Origin of the sequence: Amycolatopsis sp. A1MSW2902 (genome assembly GCF_017312175.1) — a bacterium.
Lineage (GTDB): Bacteria > Actinomycetota > Actinomycetes > Mycobacteriales > Pseudonocardiaceae > Amycolatopsis > Amycolatopsis nivea.
The window spans coordinates 2,794,471-2,811,222 of record NZ_QJPO01000001.1 but is presented as its reverse complement, the minus strand read 5'-3'; the positions used below and the strand labels follow the sequence as shown (position 1 = coordinate 2,811,222).

General features: G+C 62.2%; 17 protein-coding genes and 1 pseudogene. 2 read left to right on the top strand and 16 right to left on the bottom strand.

What is annotated here, in order from left to right; translation table 11 throughout:
• Positions 1-499 precede the first annotated feature (499 nt).
• Positions 500-1,447 (top strand): cold-shock protein, encoded by a 948-nt coding sequence (locus DMP23_RS12870; RefSeq protein WP_443111263.1) that lies wholly within the window; start codon positions 500-502, stop codon positions 1,445-1,447.
• A 229-nt stretch (positions 1,448-1,676) separates the two neighbouring features.
• Here the strand turns inward: DMP23_RS12870 and DMP23_RS12865 are convergent.
• From DMP23_RS12865 to DMP23_RS12810, 12 genes and pseudogenes are all read right to left on the bottom strand, one after another.
• Positions 1,677-2,470, bottom strand: a pseudogene (locus DMP23_RS12865) (IS5 family transposase).
• Positions 2,471-2,599: 129 nt separating this feature from the next.
• Positions 2,600-3,598 carry a hypothetical protein gene (locus DMP23_RS12860; RefSeq protein ID WP_337821167.1) on the bottom strand — a complete coding sequence of 333 codons (999 nt, stop codon included), beginning with the start codon at positions 3,596-3,598 and terminating at the stop codon, positions 2,600-2,602.
• Between the two features lie 512 nt (positions 3,599-4,110).
• Complete coding sequence (locus tag DMP23_RS12855) at positions 4,111-4,974, bottom strand: S1 family peptidase (RefSeq protein ID WP_337821166.1); 864 nt, start codon at positions 4,972-4,974, stop codon at positions 4,111-4,113.
• Between the two features lie 135 nt (positions 4,975-5,109).
• Complete coding sequence (locus DMP23_RS12850) at positions 5,110-5,718, bottom strand: hypothetical protein (protein WP_337821165.1); 609 nt, start codon at positions 5,716-5,718, stop codon at positions 5,110-5,112.
• A gap of 301 nt (positions 5,719-6,019) precedes the next feature.
• A complete protein-coding gene (locus DMP23_RS12845; RefSeq protein WP_337821164.1) occupies positions 6,020-6,172 on the bottom strand; it encodes a hypothetical protein in 153 nt (50 codons plus the stop codon).
• A complete protein-coding gene (tmk, locus tag DMP23_RS12840; RefSeq protein WP_337821163.1) occupies positions 6,169-6,819 on the bottom strand; it encodes a dTMP kinase in 651 nt (216 codons plus the stop codon). Before tmk ends, DMP23_RS12845 begins: the two co-directional genes overlap by 4 nt.
• The gene (locus tag DMP23_RS12835; protein ID WP_337821162.1) at positions 6,797-7,375 is read right to left on the bottom strand and encodes a 3'-5' exonuclease; all 579 of its coding nucleotides are present in this window, start codon (positions 7,373-7,375) and stop codon (positions 6,797-6,799) included. Before DMP23_RS12835 ends, tmk begins: the two co-directional genes overlap by 23 nt.
• Complete coding sequence (locus DMP23_RS12830) at positions 7,372-8,526, bottom strand: radical SAM protein (protein ID WP_337821161.1); 1,155 nt, start codon at positions 8,524-8,526, stop codon at positions 7,372-7,374. Before DMP23_RS12830 ends, DMP23_RS12835 begins: the two co-directional genes overlap by 4 nt.
• Before the next feature lie 115 nt (positions 8,527-8,641).
• On the bottom strand, positions 8,642-9,511 hold the full coding sequence (locus DMP23_RS12825; RefSeq protein WP_337821160.1) for a helix-turn-helix domain-containing protein: 870 nt from the start codon (positions 9,509-9,511) through the stop codon (positions 8,642-8,644).
• Positions 9,486-10,013, bottom strand: coding sequence for a DUF6879 family protein (locus tag DMP23_RS12820; RefSeq protein ID WP_337824391.1), 528 nt, complete (start codon positions 10,011-10,013; stop codon positions 9,486-9,488). The genes DMP23_RS12825 and DMP23_RS12820 overlap by 26 nt, the downstream gene beginning before the upstream one ends.
• 5 nt (positions 10,014-10,018) lie before the next feature.
• Complete coding sequence (locus tag DMP23_RS12815; RefSeq protein WP_337821159.1) at positions 10,019-10,147, bottom strand: hypothetical protein; 129 nt, start codon at positions 10,145-10,147, stop codon at positions 10,019-10,021.
• A 591-nt stretch (positions 10,148-10,738) separates the two neighbouring features.
• Positions 10,739-11,422 carry an NUDIX hydrolase gene (locus tag DMP23_RS12810; protein ID WP_337821158.1) on the bottom strand — a complete coding sequence of 228 codons (684 nt, stop codon included), beginning with the start codon at positions 11,420-11,422 and terminating at the stop codon, positions 10,739-10,741.
• 562 nt (positions 11,423-11,984) lie between these two features.
• On the opposite strand from DMP23_RS12810, the gene DMP23_RS12805 reads away from it, so the two are divergent.
• Positions 11,985-12,734, top strand: a complete 750-nt coding sequence (locus DMP23_RS12805; protein ID WP_337821157.1) for a nucleoside phosphorylase — start codon at positions 11,985-11,987, stop codon at positions 12,732-12,734.
• A gap of 123 nt (positions 12,735-12,857) precedes the next feature.
• On the opposite strand, the gene DMP23_RS12800 is transcribed toward DMP23_RS12805, so the two are convergent.
• From DMP23_RS12800 to DMP23_RS12785, 4 genes are all read right to left on the bottom strand, one after another.
• The gene (locus DMP23_RS12800) at positions 12,858-13,097 is read right to left on the bottom strand and encodes a DUF2188 domain-containing protein (protein ID WP_337821156.1); all 240 of its coding nucleotides are present in this window, start codon (positions 13,095-13,097) and stop codon (positions 12,858-12,860) included.
• 188 nt (positions 13,098-13,285) lie between these two features.
• Entirely contained in the window at positions 13,286-14,872 is a 1,587-nt protein-coding gene (locus tag DMP23_RS12795) for a relaxase/mobilization nuclease domain-containing protein (RefSeq protein WP_337821155.1), read from the bottom strand.
• Positions 14,869-15,282, bottom strand: a complete 414-nt coding sequence (locus DMP23_RS12790) for a plasmid mobilization protein (RefSeq protein WP_337821154.1) — start codon at positions 15,280-15,282, stop codon at positions 14,869-14,871. The genes DMP23_RS12795 and DMP23_RS12790 overlap by 4 nt, the downstream gene beginning before the upstream one ends.
• Complete coding sequence (locus DMP23_RS12785; protein ID WP_337821153.1) at positions 15,279-16,730, bottom strand: AAA family ATPase; 1,452 nt, start codon at positions 16,728-16,730, stop codon at positions 15,279-15,281. Before DMP23_RS12785 ends, DMP23_RS12790 begins: the two co-directional genes overlap by 4 nt.
• Between the last annotated feature and the right edge of the window lie 22 nt (positions 16,731-16,752).

Sequence of the window (16,752 nt, the reverse complement as noted above, 5' to 3'; positions counted from 1 at the left end):
GCGGATGTTCGTGTCCCAACTCCACGGACGGGGCACGAACACCTGCTAGACCACTAACCCGCAGGTCAGCGCGACGAGACTTGCTAGCACAACCCGCTAGAGCTAGCGGTTACGGCCGCTAGCTCGCGGCACCCACAAACCGCTCGGCGCGAGCCCTCGAACCAACCTGGACGCTCCCGGTTCCTCCGGATGTGATGGCTCCAAAGGCCGTCAACTACCTCGACGAGCGTGCCCTCTCGCTGCCAAACGAGTCCGCCCGCGCCCGACCAGCAATCCTGGACGACTCAACCCCTCAAAGATAGCGAAGAACACCTCCGTGTCCGCTGCCCGCGCGGGGTGTTCTTCGTTAAGACCTGGTCTCAAAACTCGGCGCGTCGCTAGGTGAACCAACGGCCCGCCCCTGGCTCCGCACCGCCCGCCTGTGGGCCCGGCCCGACGGACCGGAGGTCTGTCAGAGAGAATGGGGGCCAGTGCCCGCCCTCTCGACCTGGAGACTTTGATGCCGCAAGGGACCGTCCGCTGGTTCGACGCCGAACGGGGTTTCGGCTTCCTCGCGCCCGAGGACGGCTCGCCGGACGTGTTCGTGCACGCCTCCGAGATCGTCGGGGACGGCAGCGCGAAAGTGCTCCGCGAGGGTCAAGCCGTCGTGTTCGAGGTCGGCGAGAACGACCGCGGGCCCCAGGCGCTGCGCGTTCGCGTCACCGCCGATGCGGCCACCGGCAGCGCCGTGGGCCTGCTCGGCACCGTCAACTGGTACGAGCCGGGCAAGGGGTACGGCTTCGCGTCGCCGGACGGCGGCGGCGCCGACATCTTCGTGCACAGCTCCGCCATCGTGACCGGCGGCGTGGTCACCGAGGGGCAGCGGGTGGCCTTCCTGATCGTCGAAGGCGAGCGCGGCCCGCAGGCCGGGCACGTGATCCCGCTGGGAGCAGGGGCCGGCTCACCCGCTGCGGCTGGTATCGCGGACGGTGCCGACGGCACGGTGGCCTGGTACGACGAGGACAAGGGCTTCGGCTTCATCAACCCCGACTCCGGCGCCGGGGACGTCTTCGTTCACGCCCGGGCCCTGGCCGAGGGACTGACGTGGCTCGCGGAGGGCGACCGCGTCGCCTACGAGGTGGCTAGTGGAGACAAGGGCCCGCAGGCCCGCGACGTGCAGCTGGTCCGGGGTGCTGAGCCCCAGACGGCGCCGCAGCGGTCGGCACCTGCCGCGGCCGCAGGGCCGGCGGCGCGGGACGCGCCCGTACGAGGCGGCGAGGGCGTCGTCGCGCGCTACGACGACGACCGCGGCTTCGGCTTCATCACCCCGGACGCAGGCGGCGACGATCTCTTCGCCCACGCGTCCGTGATCATGGGGTCGGAGCCGCTGCAGAAGGGTGACCGGGTCCGGTACGCGGTGCGTCAGAGCGACCGGGGCCCGCAGGCCGACCGCATCGAACGCCTCTGAAGAGGCGGCCCCACCGATGGCTGATCACTTCCCGACGAGAGTGCTCGTTCATCCCCGCCGATGATGCCGTCAGCAACGCGGCTGCAGCCTCCTCCAGGAGATCGATCTCCCTCGCGGTGACGGGGGCCCCGTGCCGACCCGAGGACCTGCTCCGCGCTCAGAAACTCACCAGTCACCCCACCCAACGACACAGAGCTACCGATGTATCCCAAACGAGTGAATGGATGCGTTAGACCTGTTCGCAGAGCTCGATCTTTATGAGCCAGCGGACGTTGATCACGGTGCAGGCCAGCGTGAGTAGCGCCAGCGTGGTGCGTTCGGTCCGGTCGTAGCGCAGCCCGAGGCGTTTGAACCGCAGCAGCCAGGAGATGGTGCGTTCGACAACCCAGCGGACCCGGCCGAGGCGGGACTTGCCCTCAATCCCGCGCCGGGCGATACGGACCTTGATACCGCGGCGGGTCAGGTAGCGGCGGCAGCGGCGGTAGTCGTAGCCCTTGTCGGCGTGCAGCTTGTCCGGTCGGCATCGTGGCCGGCCCGCCCGGCCGTGGTGGCCGCGCACGGTCGGGTTCGTGTCCAGCAGCGGCTCGAACAGCATGCTGTCGTGGGTGTTTGCCGCCGACAACATGATGTGCAGCGGTAGCCCGTTCGCGTCGCACAGAACGTGGTACTTGGAGCCAGCTTTACCCCCGGTCAGTGGGGCTGCGGCCGGTCAGCTCGCCCCCTTTTCGACCGCACCGACACCGCGTCGATGCAGCCTCTGGTCCAGTCGAGCTCGTCGATGTTGGACAGCTCGTCGAGCACGAGCTGGTGCAGCCGGTCCCACACGCCGGCGTCCTGCCACTCACGTAACCGCCGCCACGCGGTGTGCCCGGAACCGCATCCGAGCTGCGCAGGTAGGTCTCGCCAGCGGCAGCCGGTGTCGAGCACGAACAAGATCCCCTCTAGCGCGGCACGGTCATCGATCCGGGGCCGCCCACCCGGACCGCGCGCCGCTGGTCGGGACGGGATCAGGGGTTCGATCAGCTCTCAGAGCCGGTCTTCGACCCGTCGCTGCTGCGTCGTCTTCGCCACGACTGCCCACGATCGACGACCAGGACCGGCAGGTTACGCAGTGACACACCCTTAAGTTTTGAGACCAGGTCTAAGAGTTAGCTATGCATCCTTCGCATACCACTCCCGATAGGTCTCTTGCCAGGGTGGAAGCACCTCCCCGCGAGGCTCCGATCGGTATGTTCGATGAGTCGGGTAGACAGTCATGCCTTGAGCGAATTCCGCCGGTTCGTGCGGCACCATCCATTGACCGTGCACACTAGGGACCGGAATAACCGGCCGGTGACCCGCTTCGATGAAGATGTGATCCATTACCCCATGCTCAAAGTAGTCGAACACGGTGACGACCAAAAACCCTGCCCCAGAGGGATTGGGCGGGTTCGGATTCTCGCACGCATCAACCCACTCCTTGAGCGAGTGGCCATAAGCCCACTCAAACAAAGCACTTTCACCTGGCCGGAGCGAGTATTCGTTCCGATCCGGCGTCCCAACTGACGGCGGGACGGGGATCACCCCGACTCCCGGCACCAAGGGAGATTCCCCCTCGATAAGGTGCGCCTCTCCGCCGAGACTGACGCGCGCGGTTCCGGCACCTTCGTTTACAAGTACACCTCGAACACGAAACCACATGAACCAGTCCTGGTCGCGAGGAAAGACGAAAGGCTCAGCGGAAGAAGCCTCGGAACTCTGCGCCACAGACCGGTGATGCCAAAGCCTAATCTCGTCCGCATTTAGCATTCCACGACGAGTCCGATCAACCAATGGGGGCCACTGCGGTGCTTCCATCAAAGCCACAACTCTTGGCGCTCGTTCATCAACACGAACCCGCACCGACTCGATGACAGCCAAGCGGCTCACATCAGTAGAATCCCGAGCTGCTTCTACCGCTTCCGCCGCAGCCTTAGTTTGATCATGTGCGAGATTGACTTGACGGCGCAGTAGCCGCAGTTGAAATAATGCAAAGACAACAAGAAAAACGTTTACCGCCGCAGCAACGAACGTGCCAATGGATGACAAATTCTGCAACTCGACCGACGGCTGGCTTGACGGGGTCGTACTCGGCGCTTGCTGCAGATGGGAAAGAATCACCAGACCGTTCATGCAGTTCGTCACAACGCAACCGACGCCTTTCATGTGTTTGCCCGACAAGCTAAGTATGGACGTCAGCCGAGATCGTCAGGCTCAGCGACACTCGGTTGCAGCCCAGCACCAAGCTCGCTTAGCACGGTGGACGGCGACGAATCAGCGCAAAGGGTCCGGCGCGGCTTATGCACCAGGCGAGCCAAGACAGAACGAACGCCACAGCACCGAACACCCAGCGATACCACGACCTACCAGAAAAGCAAGGACCAACCACATCACGACCATCGCATAGATCGGAGCACACCATCCAGGTAAGGCTTTGCCTAGGTACGCACCGATCGTGACAGGCGCTATCAAGACGATCATCCACGCAAAGATGGCGGTGATCTTCGGCCAGCCCCCATGGCACCTCTCAGCTCATCGACGTGCTTGGAAGTCGCCGAGACCTACCGGCCTGTTACGTGTGCCAGAAACAACGCATCCCTCAGCCACCGAACAAACCTGACTGAGGGATGCGTTGGCAAGTACGGTTATGGCGTCTTCACGCCACGCGCCGTGCTATAGACCCACGAACGGAAGTCCGGGCTGCTGGTGTAGACGGTCGGTGCTTCGCCAGGGAGCTGGGACGCTCCGCGGCTACATGAACCGACAAGCTGAGCCACTCCGTTCTCGAACCGCACCGCAGGGCCGCCCGAGTCGCCCGCACCTGGGCCGTCCGTGCCATGCGGGTTGTTGGTGCAGATTTCGCCGTCGGTCTGTCCGGCGTCAGCGCACCGGTAGGAGGGGAGCACTCGGGTGTCGAGCTGCTGGAGCGTGACCGGTAGGTCTTCCGGCACGCCGGCGGGGTCGTCAGATCCCCAGCCATACAGCGTGACGCGCTCGCCGGGTTGGGCGTCCCGGCCTGCCAGCTGGATGGATTGCTGCTGAACCCGGTGATCAAGCTTGAGCATGGCGATGTCGTCAGTCGGCGCGGTCATGCCCCAGTGCCAGTTGGGATGAACGACCACCTGCACGACACTGGCCGTCTCGCCGCCAGTCGTCCGGTTCTTCGAGCCGACGCGAACCTTGAAGTGCTTGTCAGCTGTAGGAATCGGCTGGTCGGCAACCCCGTTGAAGGTCAGCTTCTTCGGCGTGGCCTTCGCGTGCGGCTCATCCGTCACGCAATGCGCGTTCGTGATGATCCAGTTACGGAAGATCAAGGAGCCGCCGCAGGTGTGGTAGTCGAAGCGGCCGTACTTCGGGGCGTCGTACTGGAGCGACACCATCCACGACGTGTCGCCGGATGCTCCCGTGCCGCCGACGATGTGTGGTTGCACGTTTGCGCCTGCTGTAGTGGTGGACGAGAGGGTTGCTGTGATGGCTAAAGCGGACGCAGCGAACACAGTCTTCTTCAAGATCACTCTCTCTTAGGTGGAGTTTCCTTGTTCCTCCGGCGGATCGCCGGAAGTATGAGTGCCCCTCCCAACCTCCACGCCCGGGCTGGGAGGGGCCGCAGTCCAACGAAGAGCCACGCTCAGAAGCGGGGAGACTTACAACTTTTCCAAGCCGTCTACGACTCGCTGGAGAAGTACGGGGTATTCGTTCGATGCTGGCGGGGCGTGTGAATCGCGCGGATGAGGTGACGGCTTCACGTCGCGCTTGGGCAGCCCTGCCTTCGTACGCTGGTACACAGCGAGTTCGGCCCAGTTCACCCGACCCCACGGTGTCCGGCATGAACCCCAGCGGCCAGCGCGGGCGTCGACGAGCCCAAGGCCACTGGTCGAAGGACGTGATGAGCCGTCGGGAAGCACCAGCTCTTCTCGACGCTGGTCGGTGACCTCAAGAACGATATGTCGCCGCCAGCCGACGAGGCATACCTTGATCGCGGCGACCTCTTCGAGGTTCTGCCAGCTGGTCTCTGCACGCGGCCCGGTCGCTTGAACGGAGAGCTTAACCAGTTCCGCGGCGACATCTTCCATGTCCGGCTCAATGAACATCGCATTCCAACGGCGCAACGTGCCGGAGACGAACATGCGCACTACGGAGACCGCAGTAGGGAGCGCCACCAGATCGATCGCGGCTGTGAACCGAGGTTGCTCACGCATCCGGGGCACCTCGGCTTTAGCGGGTGCGTCTTGCTCGTGGGCGAGCGCGGTCATCGTCGCCACCTATCCCGGTTGCAGCTCCACCCCACGAGAGCCACGTAGACCAGCACCATCGGAGCGATTAGGAACGTGATGACTTGCCATGCCGGGCTCACCGTGGCGTCCAGAGGAGGTTAGAGCGCTTGACCAAGTGCGGAGCGCCGGCCATGCCCGGTTCCGGCAGATTCAGCAGCTCGTACACGACTTCTTGCAGGTCGGACCCTTCCTTCGTCCACACGCACCCGCCACCGTGGGAATCACCCAGAACCCGGGCAGCGGCTACGTTGGTGCGGTCGAAGATAAAGAGCGCGTCTGTCTACTGCTCGCGGCTGTAACTTCCTGCAATGCCAACAGGTTCGTCGCCTTCCACCATCACGCGGAATACCCAACCGGCTTCCCTTGCCGTGACGAGTGACTGAAGCTCCGGGTATCGACGGACCGCCTCTTCGTCGCTGATCGACTCGCTCATGGGGTCACCACCTCACTCGGCGCAAGCAGTGGCGTCAGCTCGTCAGCGATGATCGCAGCGGACTTCTCGGGCGGACGACTGGAACAGTCCACAGTGAGCACGTTGAAGCCTGCTTCTTCCAGAACCTCTGTCGCGTGCTGGTAGTACTGGAACTCCGCGTGACTGCTGCCTGGCGTGTGCTGGAAGCGGTTGTGTGGTCCACGTGCTTCAAGCCGTTCAGCAATCACGGTGGGGTCGGCTTCAAGAATCACAGCGAGATCGGGGCGCTCAACTTCCTCGTTAAGCTGCCACAAAAACACCGGGTCGACGCCATCGAAGCGTTGGACGACGAGCCCCGAGGCGACGTATCGGTCAGAGATTACGAGGTGACCGGTCTTCAGAAGGGGCTTCACCTCCGTCTCGACGTGGTGATACCTGTCAGCGGTGTACAAGCAGGCGAGCGCGTGACCAGTAACGGTCGGCGTCAAGTCGACAGCCAGCTTGCCGATGGAACCAGTCGACGGCTCGGCCGTCACGTGCACTTGGTGTCCTTCGGCAAGGAGCATCTGGGCTAGGTGCCGGACGATCGTGGTCTTCCCGGCACCGCCTGGCCCGTCGACACTGACGAACAAGCCGCGTTCGCGGCTAGAAGAGAGGTGGCTCGTCATCGCTGCCACCTCCTGAAGGTTGGTTCCGCAGTTCTTCGAGCGTCCGCCGGCCTGCGATATGAACGAACAGCCTTGCTGTCACGATGGCGTCGTAGGTAGCCCGGTGCGGTTGGTCGAGATGACCAAGGTTGTTGCCAAGCTCGAACTCCTCGACCAGCGAGCTGAGCTTGTACGTCGGCAGTCCAGGCTGGAGACGACGCGCCAGCTTGAGCGTGTCGAACACCTCGGGGCACTCCCAGTCATCCAGCTTGCGCGCAAGCACGCCAACATCAACGTGAGCGTTGTGTGCAATGAGGACGTCGGCTTCCAGCGCGCGGAGGACGTGTGTCTTGACGTCAGCGAAGGTGTCATTGTGCTCGACGTCGTGGTTGCTGATGCCGTGGATCCGCCGGGCCATTGGCGTAATCGGCTGATCGGGTCGAACCAGCCACTCATCCGGCTCTCCGATAACGCCGTCCACGATCGGCACTGCGGCCAGCTCCACCACGTCGGGCGGCTGGTGCCCGTTGCCCTCAAGGTCGACGACGACGTACTTGAGACTCTTCCACTCAGTCATTTGGCAGCAGCGTCCTTCCATCCGATGTCCGCGCGACCGTGCCGGTTCGCGTGGTGCGGGTGACGGACGTCGTGCACCTGGAAGCCGAGCGCATGCTGAAGGAAGTACCGCGGTTGCTCGACCGCCAGCCCGGACACGACGGCCGCCCGTTCGCTGATGTCTACGACCTGAAGCGCGTCCGCTTCGGGCAACACGCGGGCCACTTGGTGTATGTCCTCATCTGTTGGGATGCGGTGAGCGCCTGCGCACAGCTCCAGCTGTGAGAGCGGGCAGATGTTGCACAGCTCTCGGATGCCGTAGTGGCCGTTGTAGTCCGGCAGGCCATGCGCGTACGACACGGCACAGGAGGTCTTGCGGAACAAGGCCGACGAGTTCGAGAAGGTATCGAGAACTCGCTGTTCCAACGTCTCCGGAACGATCTTCCGACGGGCGGTGTCCTCGTACGGCTCGGGAATGCCGTTTGCCTTGTAGTAGTCGGCAATCTGTTCCCGGTAGAACAAACCGGTGAACACCGTGGCGTCGGCGTGCGTGCTCAACTCGTGCGCCGCGGCGAGATGCTGGTCGGTGTCGTTCAAGCCGGGGACGAGCGGCCGCCAGTAGAGGATGGTGCGGTACTTCCGGTACGGCGGCGCGCTCATGAGCTTCAAGGAATCCGCGGCGACGTCAGACGGATAGGGCTCAATGTCCTGGCTGTCGATGCCCGAGTACGTAAAGAGCAGTGTCACCTTCACGTGGCGCAGCTGGTTCAGTCGGTCAATGTCGTACGGCTTGAGCTGGTGCCGCGTGATGACCAGCACGTGGTTGGTGAGTTCGCGCTCGTCCAGTTCTTCCAGCACCGCGAAGGTGTGCGGCCGGACCTTCGGAAGGAACGGCTCGGTTGCCCGGTTGAACACCTGGATCGGCGTGACGTGCGGCTGGAAGTAGCGGTGATTCACCAGCACCTCAACCGCCTCGACGTCGGACATGAGCGCCACCGGCTGGTTCTCGTCCCACAAGCCGTAGGTGTGCCGGATGCAGTAGGCGCAGCCCAGCGAACAGCCCTGGATGTGGTTCAGGCTCAAGCCGCTCTTGCGGTACTCCACTACCTCACGAGCGCGCTCGGGCAGGCGAGCAATCTGGGCAGCATCCAGCAACGGTACGGGTGTCAGCATGACGCTTCTCCCTGGTCAGTGGGGGTGTGCCAGGAGAGTAAGCGCGCCATTACGCGATGGCCAGAAATTTGCTCGGTTTTGCTCGAAAAACTTTGACCGCTATCGAACCGAGAAATCAGGAGCCAAGATCGTCGTCCTCGGCGGCCAGCTGCTGTATGACGCGAGTCAGGACCGCACGAGCGTCGGGACCGTACTTGGCCACAGCCGCTAGGTGATCAAAGATGGTGGCGTAGAACTCGATCTCACTTGGCTGACGCAGGTTGATCTCTGCGGAGTAGGACTCAAACTGCACAAGCTGATCGTCGTAGATCCAGAAGCCATGCCGGGGATCGGTCACGTACTTGGTCTTGAAGTCGATAATGCCAAGCAGGATGTTACGCATCGAGGTAAGAGCCATCAGGCGGTCGAGTTGACCAAGCATGATGTCACGGTCAACCAGGCGGTAGCGGAGTGCTGCTTCGGTGATGACGAAGTGGAAGCGCCGGTCTGGCCGGTAAAGCATCTCCTGGCGCTGCATACGAGCCTTCACAGCCTCGTTGATGTCGTTGGGAACCTTGTGCACCATGACAACCTGCGCGAAGCGGGCGCGGGCGTATTCGGGCGTCTGCATGAGCCCGTGAACTACCGTGTTCTCGAATCCGCGGTAGAGCTTGGTCCGCTCGTCCAACTGAGACAGGCTGATCTGGTGGGACTTCATGCCTGCCTTGAGCACCCGTTGCCACTCGGCATGTTGGAGCTCAAGGTTATGCAGGGCAGCAAGAAGACTGGCGGCTTGGTCTTCTGCGTTAGTTGCCCGTGCCCAGTCTCTAATATCGTCATCGGTCGGCGTCTGCTTGCCGGTCTCAATCTTGGAGACTTTAGAACCTGGCCATGACAAAGACTCCGCGAGCCCTTTACCGGATAGCTTGGCAGCTACCCGTAGCTCGCGGAGTCGTTTGCCTAGCGCGTTACGCGCCTCATCAACGCCTGTGGTCCCGTTGTTCATGCTTGGCGACGAACTCTTCTCGTGTGGTGGCGTGATGCTGAGCCGCATCCCGCCAGTGGTTGTGCTGGACGACGACCGCGGGATCTTCTACGGCTTCTGCGCCAAGGAAGTGGTCTTCGTCGTCAAAGTGCATCTTGTACAGGCGGCTGGAGTCGAACAACCAGTAGTCGTAGTCCGGCAGCCCTACGGCCTGTTCGCGGGTGATGTAGCGGATGTCATCGCCTGCTTCACGGGTGTAGCCCGCAACCCACATGGCGAAGCGCGTGTAGTCGGTAAGCGGGAAGCTGACCACCCGGACCCGAGAAAAGCGCCGTCCTTCCGCCGTCGCCTCGCGGATCATGTGCAGCCATCCTTCGTGATACGAGGCGTCCGGCTCGCCGGCCAGGAACTTAGCGAGCGGTTCTTCCTCGTGAGGGATGTTGTACTGATCGCGGAGTTCTAGCCGGTAGGCCGTGTGCTCGAAGGTGCGGAAGAGGTTGCCGAACTCCGGACCCGGCTCGATGAAGGTCAGTTGCCTGCTCCGTTCTCCTGCTGGTAGCGGCGCGCGTAGAACTTCAGTACTTCCTCAGGGATCTCAATCAGGGTCTCATGGTCCGGCACGGGGCCGACGTCGGCGAGCACCTGCGGGTCGGTCACCCTCCATCCCTGGGCAACGTAGGTCACCCGGTCTGTGCGGTCAGTGGCGAACAAGGTAGGTGACGCACCTTCGGTGGACTCTGGATCTTTGCCTAGAAACTTGGCGCGCATAGGGTTCCTTTGCTCGAAGTTCGAGAAAAATGCTCGTCCATCCTCCGGGGCACACGCGCAGACGTCAACCCCTCCGGATGGCGCTCCGCTAGCATCCGTAACTCAGGGTGACCCCAGCGACCCCGCACTTATCGCCGACAAGCAGGACGACCAGTGCCATTCCGCTTGCGATCCCACGATCTCGGCTGACCAGCCACGGTGCCGTGCTGTGGACTGAATTCCACAGCACGGCACAACTCCTACCAAAGTCGGGAATAGCAGTGATTCATTACGCCAAGATGCCACAAATACGTTACCGATTGACCGCCAGGGAGGCAACAGCAGAAGTCAAATCCAATGCGATTGCAGAGCCCCAGATTGCAGAGTCGCCACTCGATCCCTTACTGCAGGACACATCACACTACCCTGAAATTAGCAGAAATGCCGGACACTGCGATCAATAACAAGAGTGAAGTGTCATACGGTTCCGACGTCCCCGAACTACTGCGACCTTAAAATCGAAGGATACAACAATCTCGCACGTCCGCGCATATAGAGCTGAGCAGGACGACCCGAATCCTGGCGCCGCACTTCGTTCACCGAAACCACAAAAGACTCGGTATTCAGCACCTTACGTTGAAAATTGCGCGGGTCTAGCCGGACTCCCCAGACGATTTCGTAGACCCGCCGAAGGTCCCCCATGGTGAACCTTTCTGCACAGAAAGCGGCAGCGATGGTCGTATACTCCAATTTAGCACGCGCCCGTTCGACTCCATCCTGAAGGATTCGCTCATGGTCGAAGGCCAGCGGCATACCGACGCTCAACGGAACCCAGCGCGCGGCCGCAGCATCGGTGTCGCCAACCGGAGCTGGAAGGTCTGGTGCGACAGCCAGATATACAACCGTGATCACACGACCTCTCGGGTCACGACCAGGGTTGCCGTACGTGCCCAACTGCTCCAGATGGAGCAGGTTCACGGGAATGTGGGTCTCTTCTTCCAGTTCGCGCACGGCCGCATCTTGCAGAGCCTCGTCCTTTTGGACGAACCCACCTGGGAGCGCAAGCCGCCCCCGAAAGGGCTCCACTCCGCGCTCCACCAGCAGCACATGGAGCACGTCGTCGCGGATAGTGAGCGCGACCAGATCAACCGTGATCATGACATCGGGTGGCCGCCAGTCATCCATCGGGCGAGTCTAGCGAAGGAGCGCAGCGCCGTGGAGACCCACGGTTGACGTCAGCTTGACAATTACCCAGCCGACCTCAGGTGATGAATTAATGTCAGTCGGACAGATTAATTTAGGTCACACTGACATAGTTATTTTGCGTCGTTCTGACCCTAAATGCGGACCTTTCGGCGCGCTTGCCATTAGCTACTGCGCCCCTTATGCTCTTTCCGCGTAACGCTCAAGCGCAGCGCTTCGCAGGCAGAGAGGGGCGAACAGTGGATGGCACAAGCGATGAAGCGCCCTGCCGCAGCGCACCCGCAAGCAGGCCCCGCTGGAACGCAAATCGCATCCGGGCGTGGATTGTAGCGGGCTCCCTGGCTTTGTTCTGCTTAGGACTCGCCGGCCTGTTTATCCTCATCCTCATAGGAGTCGACAGCGAACGACTACTAGTGTGGCAGGCGACGTTAGCCAGTCTCACACCACCAGCTGCTGCAGCCACCGCCTACTACTTCTCCCGACCGATTGGTAGCAGTCCACCCTCTCCAGAGTCGACCGAAGGGTAACCGTGCAAAATATCCCGTTGCTAGAATTCGACAACGAATCAACAGCAGTGGTGGAACCGGATAAGATAAAGCCAATGGTCAATGCCCCTACGGCTGCCGTAGCATGCTTCTTCCCCGAGATCATTGCCACCATGACGGAGGGTGTCGACTCAGCGCGCCCGCTACTGGAACTTCCCAGCCGGATTCCACTGTGGGAAATAAAGTACAGCGGACAGCGGTTGGCCTTATTCTACCCCGGTACCGGCGCTCCATTGGCTGCGTACACAATGGAGCGCGTAATCGCCTCCGGTTGCCGGAATATCATCGCATGCGGAGGAGCAGGTGCCGTGCAACCAAATACAGACATGGGGGAATCGATATTTATTGTCTCCGAGGCCGTCCGCGACGAAGGAACATCTTATCACTATCTTCCGCCGAGTCGATCGGTCGCCGCCGATCAAGAGGTAGCCAGCCTGCTTGCCGATGTCGTCACAAAGCGCGATCTGAAGTACCAAAAGTGCAAGACATGGACCACCGACGCGTACTTTCGGGAAACCATTTCTCGACGAAACCGGCGACAAGAAGAAGGCTGCGAAACAGTCGAGATGGAGGCTGCGGCACTGATCGCCGTGGCTGCCTTTCGCCAGATCAGATTCGGGCAATACCTGTACGCGGGGGACGACATCAGCGGCGCGGTATGGGATTCACGGGAATGGTGGCACGCAACAGAACTCCGACATCTGGTCGTGGAACTCGCAGCTGAGGCAGCGCTGCGCCTCTCCGGCTAGACCGGACAGAACCGTGGGCGCCCAGAGCCGGTTCTCATGTCAGTTCGTCACCAGACGTTGTTCGTTGCGGATCCCGCTAACCAACGTCGACGGATCGGCGACCTGCATAACAAGTGCTAGACGTCAGCCCTTGCTCTCCCGAGGATCATTGGCTGGCGCAATCGTGTCTTGCCTGCGAATGGTCCCCTTCAAACCGCGAACCTGGAGTTCACCCCCACCGTCATTGGCAAGAATCTCACGAGCCCGCTCGATACCTTGACTCTGGTTGTCGACGATGGCGCTGGCACGAGACGCGCCCGGCTTACGAACCTCTGTCTTACCGTCTTCTCGACGCTGCACGATTCGCCTGTTCACTTCAGACACGGCACTCACCTCAACTAGATGCGGATCAGTTTCCGCGTCACCTAGTGGAACACAGAGGACCGACAGTTTCAGGTATCGAAACTGTCAGCCGCAGCATCGACTTAGCAGAGGTTGCGGACAGAGATCGCATGTTTCCGGTGCGTAAGCGGCTACCTGATCAAGTTAGCAGCCAGCTTTCCTTCGACCGTTCATCGCCCTCGCCCGTACTTGCGGAGAGGCGGCACGACCTGCCTGCGCATTCCTGGCCGTTGCGCAGCCGATGCCCCTTGGTCACTAGCAGGCCGGCTCATGTGGAGATCGCCGACCTGGACCCCAGTATCAGGGCGGTCGGTTGGCTCCTGACGTTGCGAAGTGGCGTAGTCCTCGAATCCGACGATCCTTGCGGCCAAGGACGGGTGGCGACCAAGGTTTTTGGCTGCCACATTGATCTGCTGGCGAGCAGCAGAGCGGAGCCGTTGCCCATGCTGCTCAGTGACGGCTTGCAAGATTCGAACGATCCCCAGCACAAGCAAGAGCACCCCGGCGAGCACCAACGGAGCTGGGTCTTTGCAAGCGATGGCCGCCTGTGTGGCGGCAACCAGAAGAGGAACCGCTACCTCCCGCAGTCGTGGCCCAGGATGGCCCTGCCCGCGCTCGAGCTGAGCTGCGCGCGTCAGCTGGTCGCCAACTTCTCGCAGATTTCCATCCGCAGAGTCGAAGCGAGTGAGCACGACGATCAAGTCCGCCAGCTCTCCCACGGTTTGATGCCAACGGACGGGGTCTGCAGCTGGTTCGTTCTGGAGAACAGCCTCGGCCTGCTGGAGGTGCCTGGTCACCGACTTCCACGCGAGCCGCGATCGATGCTGCTCGACGAGCTCGGCACGCCTATTGCCGCTCCACCACTCGATCGCGTAAACGTCCCACTTCTCTCCCAGGTCCTCCCACCTGGATCTCAGCCGCGGCAGGCTCAGATCTCGGCGCAACGTGGACCCGGCAAACCACGATGGCTTGTCGCCTCCCGCGGAGGCAGCCAGCGCAACGGCGTAACCGACCACCTTGCCACCGGAGACATGCGGCTTGACCTGAACGTCGCGGAGGCGCAACCGGGCAAGAAAGTCCATCTCGTTCAAAGCAGTGACAGCAGTGTTAGCCACGATTTCGGCCAGCTGTTCTCGCTCAGTTGTCGTACCTGCGGTCTTGGCACGTTCAAGCTCGGCGCGAGACGTCCCCTTACGACCGGCGCCGGCGGGAGCTGTGCGAGTCAGGTCGAGTCGCTCCTCGACCGCCAGGCACCACTCCCGCCATCGCGGCCAGTCTCGGTAAGTTCCGGCGACCGTGCCGTCGCCGCGGACCAGGTTGACGAGCAAGTGCACATGGTCGTTGCCATCTGCCGACTTGCCGTGGTGAACAGCGACCCATCGACAACCACCAGACCCGTCTGGTTTCGGTCCGAATCCCATCTGCTCGACAGCGTCGTCAACCAACGTCTTCCACGTGCTGTCGTCGAGCGCCCCGTCGGCAGCTGGCAACGAGAGCGCGACGTGATAGACGTGCCCTGCCTCCAGCTGGACGTCGTGGCCGGTCATCGCGGCATCGATGTCACGAGCCAGCGTCGTTATCCAGCCGCGTTCCCCGATCTGCTCGGCGAACGCTCCGCCCGCCAACCACTCCGGATCCCACGCGGCGATCAAGTGCGGATTGGTGTGTTCGTTGGCCTTGCCCGGCCCGAAGAGGTAACGAAGGAGCCCACCCGTGTCCGCTCCTCGCTTGCCTCCCTGCGGGGCTTTGGCGATCACTGGTCTGGCGGACGGCGCGAGCGGTCCGCTGAGTCAATGCGGCTGAGAACTTCCCGATGCTGTTCCAGCGTCGACGTCAAGTACGCCAACGCGCCGTCGAGCGCAGCAGGCAGGTGTCCTTCTGCGTTGGCTGCCGCGGCCATCTGGTTCAGGTTGGTGCCAATCCTGATGAGCCGCGTCTCCACGACGTCCAGGCGCTCGACCCACCAACGTTGCTCACGAAGGCTCCATCCGTCACTAGCGCCACGGAGCGTCGACTCGATCAGGTACCGCGGTATGGACAGTCCGGCGGTCGCTGCACCGACGACCAAGCGCGTGTACGTCTCCGGGGTAGTCCTGATGTTGATACGACAAGGTGAACCGCCTTCCACCCGCCGCTGCCGACGTCGTCTCCCCTGCTGTTCGGTCATGACGCATTCCCTTCGGACGCGTCGGTGGCGGCTTGGGGAGGCGATCCACCCGCCGAGCGGCCGAAGGCTGCTCGGCGGGTGGGGCACCGATCAGGTGCCCGGTTCTCTAACTTGCTGCCCGGCTCCGGCGATGGCTGTTCGCTCGCCGTCCGGCTGTCTTGGTGGCACAGAATGCAGAGGTTGCCGTGCCCCTCAAGCACCCACCGCTCGACCGAATGACCGCACTTCGAGCACGGTTCAGCGCCAGCTGACGCCTCTGTCAGGACAGTATCTCCAGCGTCCTGATCAGCATTCGGCTCATTCGGCTCAAGTGTCCTGCCTTGATCCGAATGAGCTAAATGAGCTGCCGACGGGGCAAGGCTCCACTCTGAGCTGCCGCCCTTGCCACCGCCGCGTTTGGCGGTCACGTTGGCTTGTGATCGAGCGCGCTTGAGCGTCGCTTTCGAGATGCCATCGACGTCGGCGAGGTCGTATATCTCCGACGCGGGAGCCGATCCACCCAGTTCGGTCAGACGGGCCACAAGCCAATCAGCAGCGTCTTCCCGCCTGCTCGGGGATGCGGTGTCACCGGCTCGAGAGTCACGCAAGATGTCGTGGATTGAACGCTCCGACTCGCCGTTGAACACGAGCCTGGTAGTGCGAATTAGACCCGCGTCAGCCTGAATCTCGACTTCCTCAATCCCATAAGACAACGACGGCAGATCGTCACGACCGAGGCTGTTCTTCACCTGAGTCATGACTCGGACAGCTGGCACAGCGGCCTCATCACGAGCGAAGCCGAAGATCGAGCGCGGCACGTTCTTGAACGCGCCTGAGCCGGTGATCAGTGAAGCCGCGTCGCCGATGCGTCCCTTGCCGAAGTGAGCGATGCCAAGGATGACCGCGCCAGTCCGATCCGCGAGCTGGGCGAGTGGATCTAGCGCTCGTCGTACCTCACGTTCGCGATGGGTGTCGATCCGCTCAGCGATCACGGACATCAGAGGATCGATCACCACCAGGGCAACGTCGTGGTTGACGATCGTCTGCTCCAGGATGTCGTTGTCGAAAGGCAAAGACAGTGTGGCTTCCGTGTCCAAACCGGTAACAACGTCGAATCTTGCAACCTTGGCCAGGTCCGCGCCGACCGCGATCAGCCGCGGCACAATCGCGTGTTTCCACGAGTCCTCGACTGCCACATACAGCACCGTCCGACTGTGCCCGCGGTAGCTGCCGGGCAACTCGCCATGCGTGATCTTGGCTGCGACCCACAACCCGAACGATGACTTCCCGGTGCCTTCCCTGCCCGCCGCGATGGACAACGATCCAGCTGGAACACGCCCGAATCCGTCCAGCTCCCATGCCCAAACGACTGGCACAGGTTCGATCTCCGACGCCCAGGTGATACGCGCGCGGCGGCCCACAGCTGCGTTGTCGTCGACGCTGCCCTTGCTTGGCAACTTGCCGGTCATGCCGCCTCGCTCTTCGATGCGG